The sequence below is a fragment of the Pseudobutyrivibrio ruminis genome, from assembly GCF_015057245.1.
GTDB classification, from domain to species: domain Bacteria; phylum Bacillota; class Clostridia; order Lachnospirales; family Lachnospiraceae; genus Pseudobutyrivibrio; species Pseudobutyrivibrio ruminis_E.
In genome coordinates this window covers 82,715-102,538 of the sequence record NZ_SVET01000002.1, presented here as the reverse complement: position 1 = coordinate 102,538, position 19,824 = coordinate 82,715, and the positions used below count along the sequence as shown (strand labels likewise).

Annotated in this window: 19 protein-coding genes; all 19 read left to right on the top strand. The window is 33.3% G+C overall.

Features of this window, described 5'->3' with window-relative positions; genetic code table 11:
- Positions 1-15: 15 nt before the first annotated feature.
- Entirely contained in the window at positions 16-1,257 is a 1,242-nt protein-coding gene (locus E7274_RS02560) for a glycosyltransferase family 4 protein (protein ID WP_304173467.1), read from the top strand.
- Positions 1,211-2,389: a hypothetical protein gene (locus tag E7274_RS02555; RefSeq protein ID WP_304173465.1), complete on the top strand. Its 1,179-nt coding sequence runs from the start codon at positions 1,211-1,213 to the stop codon at positions 2,387-2,389. The genes E7274_RS02560 and E7274_RS02555 overlap by 47 nt, the downstream gene beginning before the upstream one ends.
- A gap of 1 nt (position 2,390) precedes the next feature.
- Entirely contained in the window at positions 2,391-3,920 is a 1,530-nt protein-coding gene (locus E7274_RS02550; protein WP_330598806.1) for a lipopolysaccharide biosynthesis protein, read from the top strand.
- Positions 3,921-3,950: 30 nt separating this feature from the next.
- Positions 3,951-5,147 (top strand): UDP-4-amino-4,6-dideoxy-N-acetyl-beta-L-altrosamine transaminase, encoded by a 1,197-nt coding sequence (gene pseC, locus E7274_RS02545; protein WP_304173463.1) that lies wholly within the window; start codon positions 3,951-3,953, stop codon positions 5,145-5,147.
- Complete coding sequence (gene pseF / locus E7274_RS02540) at positions 5,144-5,830, top strand: pseudaminic acid cytidylyltransferase (RefSeq protein WP_304173461.1); 687 nt, start codon at positions 5,144-5,146, stop codon at positions 5,828-5,830. The genes pseC and pseF overlap by 4 nt, the downstream gene beginning before the upstream one ends.
- Positions 5,831-5,841: 11 nt before the next feature.
- Positions 5,842-6,876, top strand: a complete 1,035-nt coding sequence (gene pseI / locus E7274_RS02535) for a pseudaminic acid synthase (RefSeq protein ID WP_304173460.1) — start codon at positions 5,842-5,844, stop codon at positions 6,874-6,876.
- Positions 6,877-7,341, top strand: coding sequence for a GNAT family N-acetyltransferase (locus E7274_RS02530; RefSeq protein ID WP_304173457.1), 465 nt, complete (start codon positions 6,877-6,879; stop codon positions 7,339-7,341).
- A 2-nt stretch (positions 7,342-7,343) separates the two neighbouring features.
- A complete protein-coding gene (locus E7274_RS02525) occupies positions 7,344-8,033 on the top strand; it encodes a formyltransferase family protein (protein WP_304173456.1) in 690 nt (229 codons plus the stop codon).
- Positions 8,030-8,710, top strand: coding sequence for a PIG-L deacetylase family protein (locus E7274_RS02520; RefSeq protein WP_304173454.1), 681 nt, complete (start codon positions 8,030-8,032; stop codon positions 8,708-8,710). Before E7274_RS02525 ends, E7274_RS02520 begins: the two co-directional genes overlap by 4 nt.
- Positions 8,711-8,718: 8 nt before the next feature.
- Positions 8,719-9,783, top strand: coding sequence for a UDP-2,4-diacetamido-2,4,6-trideoxy-beta-L-altropyranose hydrolase (pseG, locus tag E7274_RS02515; RefSeq protein WP_304173451.1), 1,065 nt, complete (start codon positions 8,719-8,721; stop codon positions 9,781-9,783).
- 43 nt (positions 9,784-9,826) lie between these two features.
- Positions 9,827-11,470, top strand: coding sequence for a glycosyltransferase family 39 protein (locus E7274_RS02510; RefSeq protein WP_304173449.1), 1,644 nt, complete (start codon positions 9,827-9,829; stop codon positions 11,468-11,470).
- A complete protein-coding gene (locus E7274_RS02505) occupies positions 11,403-12,332 on the top strand; it encodes an NAD-dependent epimerase/dehydratase family protein (protein ID WP_304173447.1) in 930 nt (309 codons plus the stop codon). The genes E7274_RS02510 and E7274_RS02505 overlap by 68 nt, the downstream gene beginning before the upstream one ends.
- A complete protein-coding gene (gene glf / locus E7274_RS02500) occupies positions 12,325-13,458 on the top strand; it encodes a UDP-galactopyranose mutase (RefSeq protein ID WP_304173445.1) in 1,134 nt (377 codons plus the stop codon). Before E7274_RS02505 ends, glf begins: the two co-directional genes overlap by 8 nt.
- Positions 13,459-13,909: 451 nt before the next feature.
- Entirely contained in the window at positions 13,910-14,647 is a 738-nt protein-coding gene (locus tag E7274_RS02495) for a glycosyltransferase family 2 protein (RefSeq protein WP_304173443.1), read from the top strand.
- 3 nt (positions 14,648-14,650) lie between these two features.
- Positions 14,651-15,424 carry a glucose-1-phosphate cytidylyltransferase gene (rfbF, locus tag E7274_RS02490; protein ID WP_304173442.1) on the top strand — a complete coding sequence of 258 codons (774 nt, stop codon included), beginning with the start codon at positions 14,651-14,653 and terminating at the stop codon, positions 15,422-15,424.
- 41 nt (positions 15,425-15,465) lie between these two features.
- Positions 15,466-16,593, top strand: a complete 1,128-nt coding sequence (gene rfbG / locus E7274_RS02485; RefSeq protein WP_304173440.1) for a CDP-glucose 4,6-dehydratase — start codon at positions 15,466-15,468, stop codon at positions 16,591-16,593.
- Positions 16,590-17,624, top strand: coding sequence for a polysaccharide biosynthesis protein (locus E7274_RS02480; RefSeq protein ID WP_304173438.1), 1,035 nt, complete (start codon positions 16,590-16,592; stop codon positions 17,622-17,624). The genes rfbG and E7274_RS02480 overlap by 4 nt, the downstream gene beginning before the upstream one ends.
- A 97-nt stretch (positions 17,625-17,721) precedes the next feature.
- On the top strand, positions 17,722-18,927 hold the full coding sequence (locus E7274_RS02475; protein WP_304173436.1) for a hypothetical protein: 1,206 nt from the start codon (positions 17,722-17,724) through the stop codon (positions 18,925-18,927).
- Positions 18,908-19,807 (top strand): glycosyltransferase, encoded by a 900-nt coding sequence (locus tag E7274_RS02470; protein WP_304173434.1) that lies wholly within the window; start codon positions 18,908-18,910, stop codon positions 19,805-19,807. The genes E7274_RS02475 and E7274_RS02470 overlap by 20 nt, the downstream gene beginning before the upstream one ends.
- The last annotated feature ends 17 nt before the right edge of the window (positions 19,808-19,824 follow it).

Here is a 19,824-nt window from a genome sequence, read left to right as displayed (position 1 = left end):
GAAGGAATAATAAATATGTCTCAGTTAAAAGTATTTTGGTTATGTAATATAGAACCGCCAATAGTGACGGAATCTTTTGGAGGAAACATTAATTCATTCGGAGGGTGGTTAGACTCAACATCAAGATTTATATCGGATAAATGTGATTTGACAATATGTTATAGCAATAATGTAAATGTTGAGGGCAATACAGGTGCTGTAGAATACTTTGGATTTACGGAAAAAAATGCTGTAGGAAAATTATATAACGTATTACATAAACAACAATATGATATTTATCATATTTGGGGAACAGAATACAAGCATAGTTTGGAATGCGTCAAAATTATAGAAGAGCTTGGGTGTATAGATAAATGTGTGGTTAGTATACAGGGGTTAGTGTCGGTTATTAGGAAGCATTATGCAGAAGGTGTTCCTTACAAAATAATAAATAGAAAAATGCCTGTTGATTATCTTTTTAGGACATGTATAAAAGACGGTATAGAAGATTTTAATAAAAGAGCAGAGTATGAAATAGAATTATTAAAAAGAGTAAGACATGTAATTGGGAGAACAGAATGGGATAAGGCATGTGTATTTCAGATAAATAAAAACTTAACCTATCATAAATGTAATGAAAATTTAAGGAGTTGTTTTTATGAGGGGCAATGGAGTCAAGAGAGTAAAACTCCATATTCTATTTTTGCAAGCCAGTGCTCATACCCAGTAAAGGGATTTCATTATTTATTACAAGCAATGCCTTTAATTTTACAGGAGTATCCTGAAACTCAAATTGTAACAACAGGATATGATGTAACTAAGAATAGAGGAATTAGTAGATTAAAGCTGGCATCATATCAAGAATACTTATTGCATTTAATAGATAAGTATGATTTAGAGAATCACATAAAATTTAGAGGGCTGTTATCGGCAGAAGAGATGAAAGAGGAATACCTGAGAGCAAATGTTTTTGTTAGTTCATCTACTATAGAGAATTCTTCCAATTCAATTTGTGAAGCTATGATGTTGGGATGCCCTATTGTCGCTTCCTATGTTGGAGGTACAATGGATTTGCTCGATCATGGCAAGGAAGGGTATTTGTACCAATCTAGTTCGGTGGAGATGTTGGCTAATTATGTAATAGATATTTTTAGCGATACTAAAAGGACTAATTATATTTCGAAAAATAGTGTCCAGAAAGCTAGAAATACTCATGATAGAATAATTAATAATGAAAAACTTATCAAAATATACAAAGAAATATATGAGAAAAAGTAGATTAAAAACAAGAAATAAGAATATAGTTTATCAGGGATTAACTAGATGGTATTGTTTGATGAAAATGCCAGAGTATTGGAAATTTACGATAGACGTAAAAAAAATGAGTAGAAAAGATTCTATTTTGAATCTTGAGGGATATTTAAAAATATTAAGGAAGTATATTCATGCAGATTATTCTTTGGCAGTTCCAGGAGATTATGTATGGTCATATTTTTATGGTTATTATAAGGAAATGTTGAAGTTTGCAGGAATGAAAGAATGGATTATACCTTATATAGGGGAAATAGAACATGGAATTAGATTTTCAAAACAGAAATTGGTTTTGAATAATGATATAGTTTGTTATACAAGTCAAGGTCAAGAGAGAATCAATGATGTTAAGAGTGTTAATAGTGGTATTCCCTGTTTATGTATAGGTGCATATACAAAATATGCCAGTTATTATTATTCAGATGAAAAAATTCAAGCAATAAAGAAAAAATGGGGAAAAACGTTATTATTATTTCCGAGCCATTCTTATGAATGTGATAATAATCGAAGTAAGGGAGACTCTTTTTTAGAGTGGGTCTATGCTAACTATGCAAATAAGTATGATTCAATTGTTGCGTGTGTATATTGGAATGATTTAATGGATGATGATATAAAAAAGTATACCAAGTACGGTTGTAAAATCGTGTCTGCTGGGTTTAGGGGGGACTATAATTTTATAAGGAGATTGAAAACGATAATTGAATTGTCAGACACAGTCATAGGTAACGATATAGGAACCAATATTGGCTATGTTTTGGAGATGGATAAGAAATTCATTTTATATACAAAAGAAATAGATTCTTCAAAATATAAAAATGGTTATTTGGATGAGTTTAGATTTGCGTTTGAGACAGAAAATGGAATATTTTCTGATGAGCAAATGATTAAACAAAAAGAATTGTATTATCGGTTTTGGGGAGGAGATATTTTTCTATCAAAAGATGATGTAAAAAATCTTTTTAATGCGATGAAGAAAATAATGATTTTCTCGAAATTTAATGTGGATGAAGCCAGAAAAAATATAATTTCAGAGGGTCATGGAAATACCAATATACTATCAGAGATAGAACAAGAGATTTTAAGAAAAGTGTTAAGATAAAATGGAAATGAATGAATCAAGAATTAAAAATACTAAAAGAAATATTATTGTATCGTATTTATATTCTGCAGTAATTATGTTGTTTCAGTTTATATCTAGAACAATGATTGTGAAGTGTCTAGGTGAGCAATATCTGGGGTTGTCTAGTTTGTTTGCTTCGATATTGCAAATATTGAATATGGCAGAACTAGGATTTTCAGGAGCTATTGTTTACAACATGTACAAACCAATAGCGGATAATGATGTGAGGAAAGTAAATTCGCTATTGGCGTTTTATAGGAAAGTATATACTAGAATTGGAGTGGTTATCCTTGTGGTAGGCTTAGTAATAATGCCGTTTATACCCACTATTATTAATGGAAGTTATCCACACAGCATAAATATATATTTCCTATTCTTTTTATATTTGTTAAATACATCAATAAGTTATTGGATGTTTGCATATAAAGCATCATTGATTGAAGGGCTTCAAAGAATTGATTTAGAAAAACTTGCATATCTTGTAGTTGTTATTATAGAATACTCGTTGCAAATTATATCAATAATAATATTTAAAAGTTTTTATGCATACGTAGTTGCTGCTATTATTGGCACAGCGTGTAGAAATATAGCAGTTGAGATAATATCAAAAAAACTATTTCCTCAATATAAATGCGAGGGAGATATTGATAATAGTACAAAAAAAAGTATTGTGGAAAGAGTTAAAGGGTTATTAATATGTAATATAAGCAGCATAACTTATACGACGCTAGATAGTATCATATTATCGATGTTTGTAGGCCTAGAATCAGTGGCAAAATATAATAATTATTTAGTTGTCGTTAATGGTGTGTTAAATATAATATTAATGCTAAGGTCATCGATGCAGGCTAGTGTGGGGAATAGTATTGCAAAAGAATCTGTAGAAAAAAACTATAACGATATGTTATTATGGCAGTTCCTATTTGCAATGCTGTCTACGATTTGCGTAACATGTATGTTTTCATTATACCAACCCTTTATGGAAATATGGATGGGAAAAACGCTTTTATTACCGCTAATTGATGTTATATTTATATGTTTATGGTTTGTAATTAGTGTTTCAGGCAATGCATATTTTCTTTATCTATCTGGAACTGGTTCATGGTGGGATTTAAGATGGATATATATATCCAGCACGGTAACAAATCTATCCCTGAATATAATTCTGGGCAAAATATTTGGTATCGAGGGAATTATATTTGCCACTTTGTTTTCTACTTTTGTATTTGGATTAATATGGCAATGTATAGTTATTTTTAAAAAATATTTCAATAAGAGTCCTGTTTATTTTTATGTGAAACAAATACAATATTATGCTGTGATGGTGATTATATCCTCAACCACCTATCTAGTTACAAGTAAAATATCTGGAAATGGATGGAAGTATTTGTTTATTAAAGGGATTATTAGTATATTATGTTCGGTAATAGGAATATGTTTAATTTATAAAAAATCAAAAATATTTAAAAGAAGTGTTAATTTTATTAAGTTAGTTTTTAACGTTAAATAGACTTTATTATGATTATTTGGAGGATAAGAGATGGAACGTTTAGCAATAAAAGGTGGTTTCCCAACCAGAAAAGAAAAAATATTTTATGGATGTCAGAACATTGACGATGATGATGTTCAGGCAGTAGTTGAAACATTAACAGGACCATTTATTACATGTGGTCCTAAAGTTGATGAAATAGAAAGAGAATTAGAAAAATATACAACAGCAAAGCATGCAGTTGTTGTATCAAACGGAACAGCTGCTCTTCATTGCGCTTGTATGGCTGCAGGAATTGGTGAGGGTGATGAAGTAATTACAACACCTTTAACATTTGCTGCATCAGCTAACTGTGCATTGTATTGTGGAGCAAGACCAGTGTTTGCTGATGTTGATCCAGATACATATAATATTGACCCTAAAAGCATAGAGGAACATATTACAGAAAAAACAAAGGCTGTAGTTGCTGTAGATTTTACTGGACAGGCAGTAAAGATTAGAGAAATACGTGAGATATGTGACAAGCATAATCTTATTTTTATCGAAGATGCAGCTCATTCAATTGGTACAAAATACAATGGACAGCCTGTTGGCAGTCTTGCAGATATGACATGTTTTTCTTTCCACCCAGTTAAAACAATTACAGCAGGTGAAGGTGGAGCTATTCTCACAAATGACGATGAGCTATATAAAAAGCTTGTATTAGCTCATACACATGGTATTACTCATGATGAAGAGATGATGGAAGGCGCACCACATGAGGGACCTTGGTATTATGAGCAGATTTCATTAGGTTATAACTACAGAATGACAGATTTTCAGGCAGCTTTGTTAGTAAGTCAGATGAAGAAGCTAGAAGCTTTTAAAGCTAGAAGACATGAAATTGTAGAAAAGTACAATGAGGCTTTTGCAGAGATTCCAGAGATAATAGTTCAGAAGGAAATACCTGAATCAGACACATGTAGACACTTATATATTATTCGACTTGATTTAGATAAGCTTACTTGCACTAGACGAGAATTTTTCGATGCGTTGTCTGCAGAGAATGTGCAACCTCAGATTCATTATGTACCTGTATATTGGTTCCCATATTATCAGCATTTGGGATATAAGAAGGGGTTGTGTCCAAATGCTGAAAAGATTTACGAAGGAATCATGAGTATTCCGCTTTATCCAAAGATGACAGATAGAGATGTACATGATGTAATAAGTGCGGTAAAAAAAGTTGTGGAGAATTATAGAAAATGAGTTGTATAGCAATTATAACTGCCAGGGGTGGTTCTAAAAGAATTCCACGTAAAAATATTAAGGAATTCTGTGGTAAACCAATTATTGCATACAGTATTGAGGCGGCAATTAATAGCAAAGTATTTGATGAAGTAATGGTTTCCACAGATGATGGCGAGATAGCCGACATCGCTCAACAATATGGAGCTATTGTACCGTTTATGCGTAGTGAACAAACGTCAAATGATTATGCAACCACTGCCGATGTATTGTTAGAAGTTATAGAAGAGTACAATAAAAAAGGAAAGCATTTTGACAATTTATGCTGTATATATCCGACAGCACCATTCGTGACAAGCGATAAATTAAGAGATGCATATCAAAAGTTTATTGAAAGCAACAGTGAAAGCTTAATCCCTGTAGTTGAATTTTCTTACCCACCGCTTAGAGGATTTTGTATTGTAGACAATAGTCTAAAGTATAAATGGCCTGAGTACGAAAAAAGCCGTTCACAGGATTTAGACAAAATATATCATGATGCGGGACAGTTTTATTTTTCAAAAATAGAGAGTTTGGTTAATAATAAATCATTAATAGGAGGTGCATGTACGCCTTTTGTATTAAATGATATTGAGGTTCAAGATATAGACACTGAGACTGATTGGAAATTAGCTGAGATAAAGTATAGCATGTTGCATAGTTAGAAGAGGTATAAATGTTCCATATATTTGAAAAAATTAATAATGACGAGGCATATATAATTGCTGAGATGAGCGCCAATCATGGAGGTTCATTGGAAAATGCATTGAAAATAGTGCGTGAAGCAGCAAAGGCTGGGGCTGATTGCCTAAAAATACAGACATATACAGCTGATTCTATGACAATAGACTGTGATAATGATTATTTTAAAATAAAAGGTGGTCTTTGGGATGGATATAAGTTATATGATTTATATCAGGAAGCGGGCACACCTTATGAATGGCAAGCTACTATTAAGGCTGAATGCGAAAAGTGTGGAATGGATTTCCTATCAACACCATTTGATAAAGATGGTGCTGATTTCTTAGAATCAATTGGAATTGAGGCTTATAAAATAGCGAGCTTTGAGTTGGTGGATACTCCATTGATAGAATATACAGCCTCTAAAGGCAAGCCGATGATTATGTCGACAGGAATGGCTTCATTAGAAGAAATTCAGGATGCCATTGATGCATGTCATAGAGCTGGAAATAATCAGATTGTTTTGTTGAAATGTTGTAGTGAATATCCTGCACCTTGGGCAGATATGCATTTAAACAATATTCCAGATATGGCAGAGCGATTTGGATTACCAATCGGTCTCTCAGATCATAGTGCTGGAAGTCTTGGTGCTGTTGTGGGGGTTACTCTTGGCGCCTGTGTTGTTGAAAAACATGTTATGCTAGACGGTGTTGAAAGTGCAGATTCAAAGTTTAGCATGACTATGGAGGATTTTTCACAGATGGTTCAGGATGTTAAAAATGCAAAACTTATTGCGCAAGGACCATGTTATGAGCTTACTGAAGGAGAAAAATCTTCAACTGTTTTTAGACGTAGTATATTTGCTATAAAGGATATCAAGTCCGGAGAGGCTTTCACCAGTGAAAATACTAGGGTGATTCGACCAGGAAATGGTCTGAAACCAAAGTATTATAGTGATATCCAAGGGAAAAAAGCAGCGGTTGATATAAGTAGGGGAACTCCAATTGATTGGGAGTCAATAGAAAAGTAAATGAGAGATGAAAATAAGCATTTTAAGGGAAATATTTATTTAAGGGATGCAGACAAAGAAGATTGCGATTTAATATATAGATGGGCCAATGATGAAACAGTAAGAAAAAATGCATTTAACTCTGAGCCAATAGAGTATGAATCCCATGTTATCTGGTATTCAGAATTGCTATTGGATGGCACACAGCATCAATATATATTAATGCATGATAATATTCCAGTTGGACAATTGAGGTTATCACAAATAGAAGAATCTGTTGAAATAGACTATAGTGTAGCTCCTGAAAAAAGAAAAGGTGGCTATGGCACAATCATTCTCGAACTATCAAAAGAAAAAGCTAAAGAGGTTTTTCCAAACGCTAAAAATCTTATTGGTAAGGTAAAGCCAGAAAATGGTCCATCAGCACAATGTTTCGAAAAGAATGGCTTTTTTGAAAAGTATAGATGTTATGAAATGGAATTGTAGATATGAATAATTATGTAGTAGCTACTATTAAATCTTGGAATATTAAAAGATTCCAGCAATACTGCGTAGATGACGAGAGTCATAAGTTTTATTTGATAACAGATAAATCTGAATTAACATACGAGAGATTACGCGAGCTTAATCCAAGATTTGTATTTTTTCCACATTGGTCATGGATTATTCCACAGGAAATATATGAAAATTTTGAATGTGTAGTATTTCATATGACAGATTTACCATTTGGAAGAGGAGGAAGTCCTTTACAGAATCTTATTGTAAGAGGTATTTACAAAACCAAGGTCTCTGCTTTGAGAGTGGAAAGAGGATTGGATACAGGGGATATATACATGAAATATCCCGTAGATATTTCAAATGGAAATGCAGATGAAATCTTTACTAAGATTTCGGATATTGTGTTTAAAGAAATGATACCAGATATAATTAGAAATGAGCCTATTCCAATACCACAAGAGGGCGAAGGTATAGCTTTTTCTCGTCGAAAGCAAGAACAAAGTGAAATGCCTCCTGATTTAAGTCAAAGACAGATGTACGATTTTATAAGAATGCTTGATGGCGAGGGATACCCTGCTGCTTTTCAACGGTATGGTAATGGAAAATTAGAATATAGAAATGCTGAACTTGTTAATGGAAAACTAAGAGCTAATGTAAACTACGTGGAGGAAAAAGAGTGAAAAAAGTATTAGTAGTCGCAGCGCATCCCGATGATGAATTGCTGGGACTAGGCGGAACGATTAGAAAATTAGTCAATGAGGGTATAGAGGCTCATGCTGTAATTATGGCTGAAGGTATCACTTCTAGAAGTGATACAAGATCGGATGCAGATAAAAATGCTCTTGTTGAATTACAAAGAGATGCAAAAGCGGCTTCATTAGAAGTAGGGTATTCATCAATTGAGTTCTGTGGTCTTCCAGATAATAGAATGGATGAGATGGATCTGCTGGATATCATTAAGATTGTGAGTAAATATGTCGATAAGTATCAACCGGATACAATCTTCACCCATCATCATGGAGACTTAAATATAGATCATCGTTTGACATGTGAAGCTGTATTAACTGCATGCAGACCTGTTGGTGAGTATAGTGTGAAAAGAATATATACGTTTGAAACTCCAAGCAGTACAGAATGGAACTATAATTACAGTGAGCCATTTTGTCCTAACGTTTTTTTTGATGTAACTGATACATTAGAAGCTAAAGTTAGAGGTATGGCATGCTATAGAAGTGAGAGTACTGTTTATCCACATCCGCGAAGTCCAGAAGCATTACGAGCATTAGGTAAATATAGAGGAAGCAATGTAGGTTGTGAATTGGCTGAAGGATTTATGTTGTTGAGGGAAGTAAAATAGGCTTATATATGATTTTTTTCAGAGCAGATGGAAATTCTAAAATAGGTGCCGGACATATAATGAGATGTCTTAGTATAGCGGATGCGGCAATGGAAGTGGGAGAAAAAATTGTTTTCTACACAGCGGGAGATGAGCTTTCAAAAACAATAGTAGAGCGAAAAATAAATAATAAAGTTATAGGTACAGACTTCATGAAAATGGAGTCTGAACTTGTTTACTTAAAAGAAGAATTACTAAAATACAAGCCGAAATATATTTTTGTTGATTCGTATTATGTTACAAAAAAATATTTGACTACACTGCTTAATTGTTGCCATTCATATGGAGGGAAGTTGGTATATGTTGATGATTTAATGGCGTTTGCCTATCCCTGCGATTACTTGATTAATTATAATATTTATGGCCCCGATATGAAGGATACATATATAAAGATATATGCAGATGATAGAATCGTGGAAGGAAAGTCTAGATATCCCAAAATGCTCTTAGGGATAAAATATGTACCTTTAAGAAAAGAGTTTACTAACTTACCACCTAGGAATGTAAGGAAGAATCCTAGAAATATATTGGTTTCAACTGGAGGGGCAGATACGGAACATGTTGCAATAGAAATAGTGAGACAATTAGTTGAGATGAAATCATACATGAAAACAGATTATAGATTTCATATTATAATTGGTGCAATGAATGGTGATAGAACAAAGATAGAATTGTTGGCTGCAAAAAGTGACAATATAGAACTACATATAAATGTTAAAGATATGGTAGGTCTTATGCGTAAATGCGATATCGCAATTAGTGCAGCTGGAAGTACACTATATGAGCTTTGTGCAACACAAACACCGACAATTACGTATGTTGTTGCAGATAATCAAATGCTGGGAGCAGAAAGCTTTCAAAAGCGTGGGATAATGAAGTATTTAGGAGATATAAGAAAAGAAGGAACAAAGCTATTAGTGAGTAAAATGCTCCAAGAAGCGATACGCATGTTGACAGATAAAGAAATAGTAAACAATGCATTCCTGGATAATCTTGATGGTTCCAAGTCAATTATACAAGAAATTGGAGTATAAAGGGAATTGTTATAATAAATATATTTGGAAATGGTGAAAAAGTATGAAAAGAATTACAACAATCCTATTAGGAGTATATAAATATGTTGTTATAGTGTTACCTTTTTTTCTGATGCTTTTTTTGTCGGTTGTTTATATTCTGGGGGGCTGGGGAAAAGTGATAGAGGGGCATTCGCCTGAATATTATTTTCTTCCTACTATAAATTTTTCGTTTATTGGGGTGGTAAGTTTAGTTTTATGGATACTATTATGTATAGTATTTATAAAATTAATAGATCGAATAAATATAAAAAATAATGAATCCCATAATGCAATATATAAGGGGCTTATAATAGGACTTGTTGCGGTTAGTATTAGAGTAATAATAGTTTTTTTAAATTCAGAATACTTAGTCCCATTTTCAGATTTTGCAATGGCATGGGAACGAGCCCATGGGAATTTGGAACAAGGTAATATAGCATATTATAGTTTATTTCCAGCATATATGAATTTTTCATTATACGAGAATATGGTAATTAATATATTGGAAGATAGCTACGTAGTTGTTTTATATCTTAATGCTTTATACAGTGGAATTACCGCCTATTTTTTGTATTATATATCAAAAGAATTGTTCCATAATGAAAGGGTATGTGTTGCGATTGGTGTATTATATGGATTATATCCAAGTAATGTTTTATATACACTCACAGGTACACCGGATTTCATAGCAATAATGTTTAATACGATTGGCATTTATTTATTGCTTAAATATAAAGTTGATAAAAAGTGTATCAGAAGAGCTGTTTTGTGTATGCTTGCAGGGCTGTGTTTTGGAATATCTGGCTCATTTAAAACTTTTTCTATAGTTATAATGGTTGCATTTTTTTTATGTGAAATTTTAATTATTATCATTAACGAGATGGGATATAAGGAAATACTATTTAAGATAGGTATATTCATACTTGTTATAATGAGTTATAAAGTGGTAAATGCGACAATTACAGATATTACATCCGACTATTATAATGTGGAGTTAGATGCAAAAACCGCAACGCCACACTATATATTGGTAGGATTAAATACTGAGGCAGAAGGACAAATTCATATAGGTAACATTTCAAGATTGTATTATCAAAGATATTTGGATAATGGAAATGATTTCGAGTCTTCGAAAGAGTATGCATATGATACTCTAAAAAAAGATTGGAAGAATAATCCAAATAGAATTATACCTAATTTTTTTAAAAAGATAATCTGGGCTTGGCAAGATGATTATATCCCTATTCATTATTATTTATATAGTGTGGGTTTAAACAAAGAAAATAATGATGTTTTTTTATACAAATTGGCCGAAAATAGCGGAGGGTTAATATCGGAATTAATATATGTTACTATTGCTATACTTTCCATAGTTGGAAGCATAAGGAAAGCAAAAGAAAACGAAGGGGACATCGAAGTAGAATATATATTTCTTTCTTTGATTATATTTGGATATTTTTGTATGGTCATTTTGTCTGAGAGTCAAAGTCGATATAAATGTCTTATAATGCCATACATAATAATAGTTGCTGGATATGGTATAGAATTATTAATTAAGTATCAATTTAGAATAAGAATGATAATGAAAGAGTTAAAAAATGAAAAAAGTTTTGGTTACAGGAGCGGATGGCTTTCTTGGGAAAAACATGGTCCAAAAACTACTTGATGAAGGAAAAGAAGTTTTTGCAATTGTATATGCGAAAAATGATATATCATATAATGATAACAAGTTATTACATGTAACGAGTATGGATTTGAATGATTTAATGCAGCATGTTGAGTTGTTCAAAAAAGCTCAAATTGACACTTTATATCATTTCGCATGGGGCGGTGTTAAGCCGGAATTGAGAAATGATACTGATGTTCAGATGGCAAATATTAATATGGCTATAAAGTGTATGAAGTTTGCTAAAGAATGTGAAATTAAAAAAGTAATTTTCCCAGGTTCTACAAATGAATATTTATATTATGGAAAACCAATAGGTAAAAATGCAGTTCCATCTCCCAATAATGCATATGGAGCTGCTAAAGTTGCGTCAAGATATATATGTAGCGAGTACGCCAAACAATACGATATCGATTTTATTTATGCGATTATTACTGGAATATATGCACCAGATCGTAGAGATAATAATGTAATATATTATACGATTGATAAGTTGGTACGTGGCGAAAAACCTTCTCTTACAAGATTAGAACAACTTTGGGATTATATTTACATAGATGATGTTAAAGAAGCACTATATCTGTTAGGAGAAAAAGGTATAGGAGGCAAAATATATGGTGTTGGCCATGGCGATAATTGGAAGCTATGCAATTATATTCAAATAATTCATAAGTTGATAAATGAAAAGCTTCCGCTTGGAATAGGAGAAATACCGTATAACAGTGACATCCTTCCTAGTTCATGCATTGATCTTACAGAAATAAAAAAGGATACTGGATTTGAACCCAAAGTAAGCTTTGAGGAGGGAATATTACAAGTAATAAATAGAATAAAGGGAGATTTAAAAGAGGATTATGAATAAGTTTTATGTTGTAGGCAGTGGAATAGTTGGTTGTGTTGTAGCAAGAGAATTAGCAAAAAAAAATCACAAAGTAGAAATATGGGAAAAACGAAATCATGTAGGTGGAAACTTGTATGATTATACAGATGATTATGGGGTTCATGTTCATAAGTATGGACCACACATATTTCATACAAATGATGATATTGTTTGGAAATATGTTAATGAATACTGTGAATTCGAGAAGTATAATTTGGTTTGTGGTTCAGTGATGGATGGGAAATGTGTTCCAACATCTTTTGATTTTCAGTCAGTTGATACGTTTTTCCCTAATGAAGCTGAGATAATAAAAGCACATATCAAAGCAACATTTGGTGATAAGGATAAAGCGACCGTGCTTGAAATGTTGGATTGTGATGATGAATATGTTAAAAAGTTTGCACAATTTCTTTATGACAAGGACTATGCACCGTATACTGCAAAACAATGGGGAATACAACCAGAAGAGGTTGATCGTGATATTTTTAAAAGAGTCCCAGTTCTGTTCTCATATGGAAGCAAGTACTTTAGTGACAAATATCAGGCTATGCCGCGGAAGGGTTATATGGAACTAATTGACAACTTGCTTTCACATCCAAATATTATTATTCAAACAAACTATGATGCATTAGAACATCTAACCATAAAGAATAATCAATTATTTAAAGATAATAAGTTGATTGATGGAAAAGTAATATACACAGGGCCTATAGATGAGTTGTTTGGATGTATTTACGGGAAATTGCCATATCGGTCATTAAGGTTTGAATGGAAACATGATGAGATTGATAGTTTTCAAGATATGCCAGTTGTTGCTTATCCACAGGCAGAAGGGTTTACTAGAATTACAGAATACAAAAAACTTCCAAATCAGGAAGTGGAAGGAACTACTTATGCTGTGGAATATCCATTGCCATACAAGCGTGGGGAGAAAAATGAACCTTATTATCCAGTAGTAACCGAGGAGAGTAAGAAACTGTACGAAAAATATCGTAATCGAGCAGATAGTATAAATGGGTTAGTGTGCTGTGGCAGATTAGCTGATTTTAAGTACTATAATATGGATCAAGGAATAGCTAAAGCATTAGAAATAGCTGAGAGTTTATGAGTGAAGATTGAGTTATGTTGAGAAAAAGAAAACAATAATTTGTATACATAATTTTTATTATTGTTTCGCGTTTAGGTATAATATTGTTTTTGGTTATGACTTCATTTTTGGGACAATCATGCTATAAATGCTAATCTGAATTTGAACTATTGAGGGGGGGGCGGACGCATTCTTGGATTAATTGCTTAGACCAAGAAAACGTCCGCATGCCCAATGGGGCAAATTTTCTTGACAATCAACATGAAATATATGAAATACTAGTTTGGATGAATAGTTATGAAAAAATGAATTTTATGATTATACTATTGGTTAATTGCTTAGATACACCATTAATCATTAGTATGAAGGTATCTGTTAATATTATATTTTTTGAGTATATACAGGATAATTATTGATCAGATTATAGTATATATAATTAGGGGGATATTAATGGAATTAGAAGGGATGATAAATGAATAATAAATTATATATTGTAATGCCAACCTACAATGAAGAAGCTAATATTAAAAATGTTGTTGCAGAGTGGTATCCTATCCTGGAAAATGGTGATGAGGATTCTAGATTGGTGGTATCCGATGGAGGATCTAAGGATAATACATTAAACATATTATATGAATTACAGAAAGTCTATCCAAAGCTTATAGTTATTCCAAAACCAGGAACTGATCATGGTACAAAAGTTATTCTTTTGTATAAATATGCGATTGAGAATGGTGCAGATTGGATTTTTCAAACAGATTCAGATGGCCAGACATTACCATCTGAGTTTAAGTCGTTCTGGAATCTAAGGGAAACAAATGATGTGATTATGGGTAATCGTGTTAAAAGAGGAGATGGATTTGGTAGAAAAATAGTTGAGAATGTTTTAAGAGCATACTTATGGTTTTTCTTTGGAGTAATGGTACCTGATGCAAATGCTCCTTATAGATTAATGAGAAGTTGTGTGGTAAATAAATATATTGGATTGATGCCAGATGACTTTAATTTACCTAATGCTATACTAGCAGCATGCTTTTCAAGATATAATGAGTCCGTGGAATATAGAGAAGTGACATTTCAACCACGACAAGGTGGGAAAAATTATATGAACATAAAACGAATATTCAAGATCGGATATGATTCAATTAATAATTTTAAGATGATTAAGAAGAATTTAGAAGAATATGAAAAAGAAAGAATGGGAGAATAGAATATGAAAGCTGTAATACTAGCAGGTGGGTTTGGAACAAGAATATCAGAAGAAAGCCATTTGAAACCGAAGCCTATGATAGAGCTAGGGGAACAACCTATTCTATGGCACATAATGAAATACTATTCGACATATGGAATAAAAGAATTTGTTATATTGGCGGGTTATAAACAAAACAAAATAAAGGAATACTTTGCAAACTATTTTGTGTACAATTCGGATATTACATTTTATATGGTTAACAATAGTATGGAAGTACACAGAAAAAATGCCGAAGACTGGAAAGTCACAGTACTGGATACAGGTTTAAATACTATGACTGGCGGTAGAATAAAAAGGGCTGCAAAAATATTGGGAAATGAACCATTTATGCTTACATATGGAGATGGAGTAAGTGATGTAGATATTGATAAATTGCTGGAATTCCATCAAAAACATGGAAAGGTAGCAACAATTACTACGGTAAGTTTAGCACAACAGAAGGGAATACTAGAAAGAGATGTAAATGGAGAAATAAAATCATTTCGCGAAAAGGAAGCTGATGATGCTGCAATTATAAATGGCGGATATATGGTATTGAACCCAGAAATATTTTCATATATAGAAGGAGATGAAACAGTATTTGAAAAGGAGCCATTGCGTAAATTGGCGGCAGAAGGTCAATTGATGGGATATGAGCATGATGGATTTTGGCAATGTATGGATACTCAAAGAGAAAAACAGATGTTAGAAGAATTATGGGCATCGGGAAAAGCTCCTTGGAAAAGATGGGAATAGGATTATATTAAATACAAAGAGTCTTACTAAAGGGAGTTGAAATGAATCTAAATTTTTATAAAAATAAAAAATTTTTGATAACAGGACATACAGGATTTAAAGGCTCATGGATGTGCAAAGCGCTAATTAATGCTGGTGCAGATGTAACAGGATATGCACTTTCGGCACCTACAAATCCATCGTTGTTTGAAATATGCAATTTATCATCACAGATGAATTCTATTGAAGGGGATATTCGTGATTTAGAACATCTGTTGAAGGTGTTCAAAGAGATTCGGCCTGAGATTGTGATTCACATGGCTGCCCAGCCAATTGTTCGCGATTCGTACAAGAATCCAGTTTATACATATGAAACTAATGTTATGGGAACGGTTAATATTTGTGAAGCTGTAAGACAGACACCTAGCGTTCGTTCATTTGTTAACGTAACAACGGATAAAGTATATCTTAACAAAGAGTGGCAGTGGGGCTATCGTGAAAATGAAGAACTTAATGGATTTGATCCTTATTCAAATTCAAAGTCTTGTTCGGAGCTAGTTACATCATCGTATAAGAATTCATTCTTTACTGATTCAGAATACCAGAAAGTTTATGGTTGTGATGCACCAGCTGTATCTACATGTCGTGCTGGCAATGTTATTGGCGGCGGAGACTTTGCTAATGACAGAATTATTCCTGATTGTATTAGAGCTGTCTCTTCGGGACAGGAAATTGTAGTTCGTAATCCATATTCTACACGTCCTTATCAACATGTTCTGGAGCCTGTAATGGCATATCTTATGATTGCGGAGGCTCAGTATAAAGATAAGAGTTTGGCAGGAAGCTACAATGTAGGACCTGATGATGCCGATTGCTGGACTACAGGTGAGTTAGTGCAGCTGTTCTGCGATAAGTGGAATTTAGTTACAGAAGAAACATCATTTGGTAAGGCATCATGGATTAATAAACATGACGGTGGACCACACGAAGCAAACTTCCTCAAACTAGATTGTAGTAAGCTTAAAAATACATTTGGCTGGAAACCTGTTTGGAATGTCGAAACAGCAATGGAAAAGATTGTTGAATGGTCGGCAGCATATTTGAATAGGAAAGATGTGGCTGGGGTTATGGATAGGCAAATTAGTGAATATTGCAATATTTTTATGAAGACAAGAGAGGATAAAAGATGAATTGTGAATTGTTTAAAGATAAAACACTTATGATAACTGGAGGTACAGGCTCATTTGGAAGTACAGTTCTTAAGCACTTCCTTGATTCTGATCTCAAGGAGATTCGTATCTTCTCACGTGACGAGAAGAAGCAGGATGATATGAGACATCAGCTTCAGGCAGAGCACCCAGACCTTGCTGGCAAGGTAAAGTTCTACATCGGCGATGTTCGTAACATGCGTTCAGTGCAGGATGCTATGCCAGGTGTTGATTTCATCTTCCATGCAGCAGCATTAAAGCAGGTACCTTCTTGCGAGTTCTTCCCAATGGAAGCAGTTCGTACAAACGTAGAGGGAACTGATAACGTTCTTCATGCAGCAGTAGAGGCAGGCGTTCAGCGAGTTGTTTGCCTTTCAACAGACAAGGCCGCTTACCCAATCAATGCAATGGGTATTTCAAAGGCTATGATGGAAAAGGTTATCGGCGCAAACGCTCGTGTTGCAGCCGGCAAGACTACAATCTGTACAACACGTTACGGTAATGTAATGTGCTCACGTGGTTCAGTTATCCCTCTTTTCATCGACCAGATTAAAGCAGGTAACCCAATCACAATCACAGATCCAGAGATGACTCGTTTCCTCATGAATCTTGATGAGGCAGTTGCACTTGTTATGTTCGCATTCGAGCACGGCGAGCCAGGTGACCTTTTTGTTCAGAAGTCTGATGCTTCTACAATCGGCGACCTTGCAAAGGCTGTTCAGCAGCTCTTCGGCGACACAGGCACAAAGATTATCGGAACACGTCACGGCGAGAAGCTTTTCGAGACACTTATGACAAACGAAGAGTGCGTTCGTTCCGTAGATATGGGCAACTACTATCGTGTACTTCCAGACGGCCGTGACCTCAACTACGACAAGTTCTTCGTAGATGGCCAGGTTCACACAATGGCTTCTGATGCATACACATCACACAACACAAAGCGCCTCGACGTACAGGGAACTGTAGATAAGATTTTGACTACAGATTATGTGAAAAATATACTGTCGAGATAGTTTGTTTTTGACAAGTAAAGGGAGCTAGATTATTGAATTAGACAATTTATGAGTAGGGGGAATGTCTGGTTCTGTTAAAATAGTGGGAGCGTATGCTATGATAGAAGGCTATAACAAGAATAATAAAATATCTGAAATGGAGAGCGTAGCAATAAGCAGAATTATAGAAGAGAAAAATGTTCTCTTCTTTGTTGTCATATCAATTATTGCATTTTTTATTAGATGGACAGTAATTGGCTTTAAGTCATCAGATATGATGATCTGTTTAGAACCATGGTATGACGAAATCAAAAATAATGGAGGATTGCTTTCATTAAAGAATCAGGTTGGAAACTATAATTTATTATATCAAACATTAATAGCTGTCATGACATATATAAATGTCGATTCAATATTACAGTATAAGCTATTATCAATTGTATTTGATTATATATTAGCTGTAGGCATAGCTTTTCTTGCGATGGATTCAGACAATGGTCTTGTTATCTGGAAAGAAAGAAAATCCTTAATTGCTTACAGCATTGTTTTAATTTTGCCTGAAGTGATTATGAACTCTTCGCTTTGGGGACAATGTGATTCTATATATAGTACATTTTGCATTTTTACACTATTGTGTATGTGGCACAACAAATATTTAAGAGCTTTTATCTTTTATGGTTTTGCGGTTGCATTTAAGTTGCAGGCAATTTTCTTAATGCCATTTATGATAATTGTTTATTTTTGCAAAAAAAAATATTCTATTTTTTATTTTGTATTATCATTAATAAGTTTTTGGAGTAGTGGAATAGTTGCCTATATATATGGAAGGAGTCTTTTGGCACCATTCTCGATATATCTTAGCCAGACAGGTGATTATCCTTTTATGTATTTAAATTCTCTTAGTTTTTGGAGATTGATTGGTGATGATTATGCCACTTTGAAAAATATAGCTATTTTACTTACTGTTTCAATACTGGGATTGTGTATGTATAGCGTTATTGATGAAAAAATTGAGGTGAAAACCAAAGAACAATTCATAAGACTAGCTTGTTGGACGATATGGACATGTTATTTATTCCTTCCAGGAATGCACGAAAGATATGGCTATCTATTAGATGTTCTTTTAATACCACTTCTTTTTATAGACAAGAAAAAATATTTATTAATATTTATTATAGTCACATTGTTTACAGCTATACAGTATGCAGCTTTTTTGTTTAGCCATAATGTTGTTGAAGATTGGCAAATAATAATTTATATACTTTGCTATGTATATATGGGATATCTAATGAGCAAAAAGGAAAATGAACAAATTGAAGCCTAAAGTAAATATACTGATTTCTACATATAATGGGGCTCAATATATTATTGAGCAAATAGAGAGTTTGTTAAATCAAACTTATGAATATATTGATATTTTCATTAGAGATGATGGTTCTACGGATAATACTTTGGAAGTAATAGGGCCATATGTTGAGAGCGGAAAAGTTAAACTGGTAAAAGGTACAAATATAGGATTTGGAAAAAGCTTTCTTTCATTGCTGAAAGAATCGGGGGATGCAGATTATTGGGCATTTTGTGATCAGGATGATGTTTGGTTCCCAGATAAAATAAAATGGGCAATAGACTGGTTTGAACTTCAAGATAATAGTAAACCATTAATTTACCACAGTTCTTATTATTTAAGTGATGAAGTTTTAAGTGTTACTGAAAAAAATAAATTATGGAATTATAAATATACATTTGCAAAATCCCTTACGGAAGTAATCCATATGGGATTTTCTATTGTAATTAATAGGACACAAAGAGATTTGATGCTAAAGGCTGATATTAATAATCTTACATCTCATGATCACTGGGCAGAAGTGCTTGCAATAAAATATGGATATGTATATGAAGATGAAAGAATAGCATCTATTCATCGAAGGCTTACAGAAAGCCAATCATCTTCTTCGTTATATGCAAGGTTTAGATGGCTTAGAGGAGCATTATGCAATGAGTCAGAAATACTTCCAGTAGCGAGAGAATATTGTAGAGTCTTTAAAGATGAAAGAGATGAAGACTATAATATTGCTGCACTATTTGTTTTTGATAAATATAGTCTAAAAAAGTCGCTGAAAAAAGCATTTTATCCTCATAGGTGGAGGAGTAGTATTAGCTCAGAAATCATTATACGTTGTTTGATGTTGATTGGTAAAATTTAGTATGAAATAATCAAGGT

Bases quoted from the DNA above. Each gene is read 5' to 3' on its own strand.
- E7274_RS02560 (WP_304173467.1), top strand. From the start codon at position 16: ATGTCTCAGTTAAAAGTATTTTGGTTATGTAATATAGAACCGCCAATA.
- E7274_RS02555 (WP_304173465.1), top strand. From the start codon at position 1,211: ATGAAAAACTTATCAAAATATACAAAGAAATATATGAGAAAAAGTAGA.
- E7274_RS02550 (WP_330598806.1), top strand. From the start codon at position 2,391: ATGGAAATGAATGAATCAAGAATTAAAAATACTAAAAGAAATATTATT.
- pseC (WP_304173463.1), top strand. From the start codon at position 3,951: ATGGAACGTTTAGCAATAAAAGGTGGTTTCCCAACCAGAAAAGAAAAA.
- pseF (WP_304173461.1), top strand. From the start codon at position 5,144: ATGAGTTGTATAGCAATTATAACTGCCAGGGGTGGTTCTAAAAGAATT.
- pseI (WP_304173460.1), top strand. From the start codon at position 5,842: ATGTTCCATATATTTGAAAAAATTAATAATGACGAGGCATATATAATT.
- E7274_RS02530 (WP_304173457.1), top strand. From the start codon at position 6,877: ATGAGAGATGAAAATAAGCATTTTAAGGGAAATATTTATTTAAGGGAT.
- E7274_RS02525 (WP_304173456.1), top strand. From the start codon at position 7,344: ATGAATAATTATGTAGTAGCTACTATTAAATCTTGGAATATTAAAAGA.
- pseG (WP_304173451.1), top strand. From the start codon at position 8,719: ATGATTTTTTTCAGAGCAGATGGAAATTCTAAAATAGGTGCCGGACAT.
- E7274_RS02510 (WP_304173449.1), top strand. From the start codon at position 9,827: ATGAAAAGAATTACAACAATCCTATTAGGAGTATATAAATATGTTGTT.
- E7274_RS02505 (WP_304173447.1), top strand. From the start codon at position 11,403: ATGAAAAAAGTTTTGGTTACAGGAGCGGATGGCTTTCTTGGGAAAAAC.
- glf (WP_304173445.1), top strand. From the start codon at position 12,325: ATGAATAAGTTTTATGTTGTAGGCAGTGGAATAGTTGGTTGTGTTGTA.
- E7274_RS02495 (WP_304173443.1), top strand. From the start codon at position 13,910: ATGAATAATAAATTATATATTGTAATGCCAACCTACAATGAAGAAGCT.
- rfbF (WP_304173442.1), top strand. From the start codon at position 14,651: ATGAAAGCTGTAATACTAGCAGGTGGGTTTGGAACAAGAATATCAGAA.
- rfbG (WP_304173440.1), top strand. From the start codon at position 15,466: ATGAATCTAAATTTTTATAAAAATAAAAAATTTTTGATAACAGGACAT.
- E7274_RS02480 (WP_304173438.1), top strand. From the start codon at position 16,590: ATGAATTGTGAATTGTTTAAAGATAAAACACTTATGATAACTGGAGGT.
- E7274_RS02475 (WP_304173436.1), top strand. From the start codon at position 17,722: ATGATAGAAGGCTATAACAAGAATAATAAAATATCTGAAATGGAGAGC.
- E7274_RS02470 (WP_304173434.1), top strand. From the start codon at position 18,908: ATGAACAAATTGAAGCCTAAAGTAAATATACTGATTTCTACATATAAT.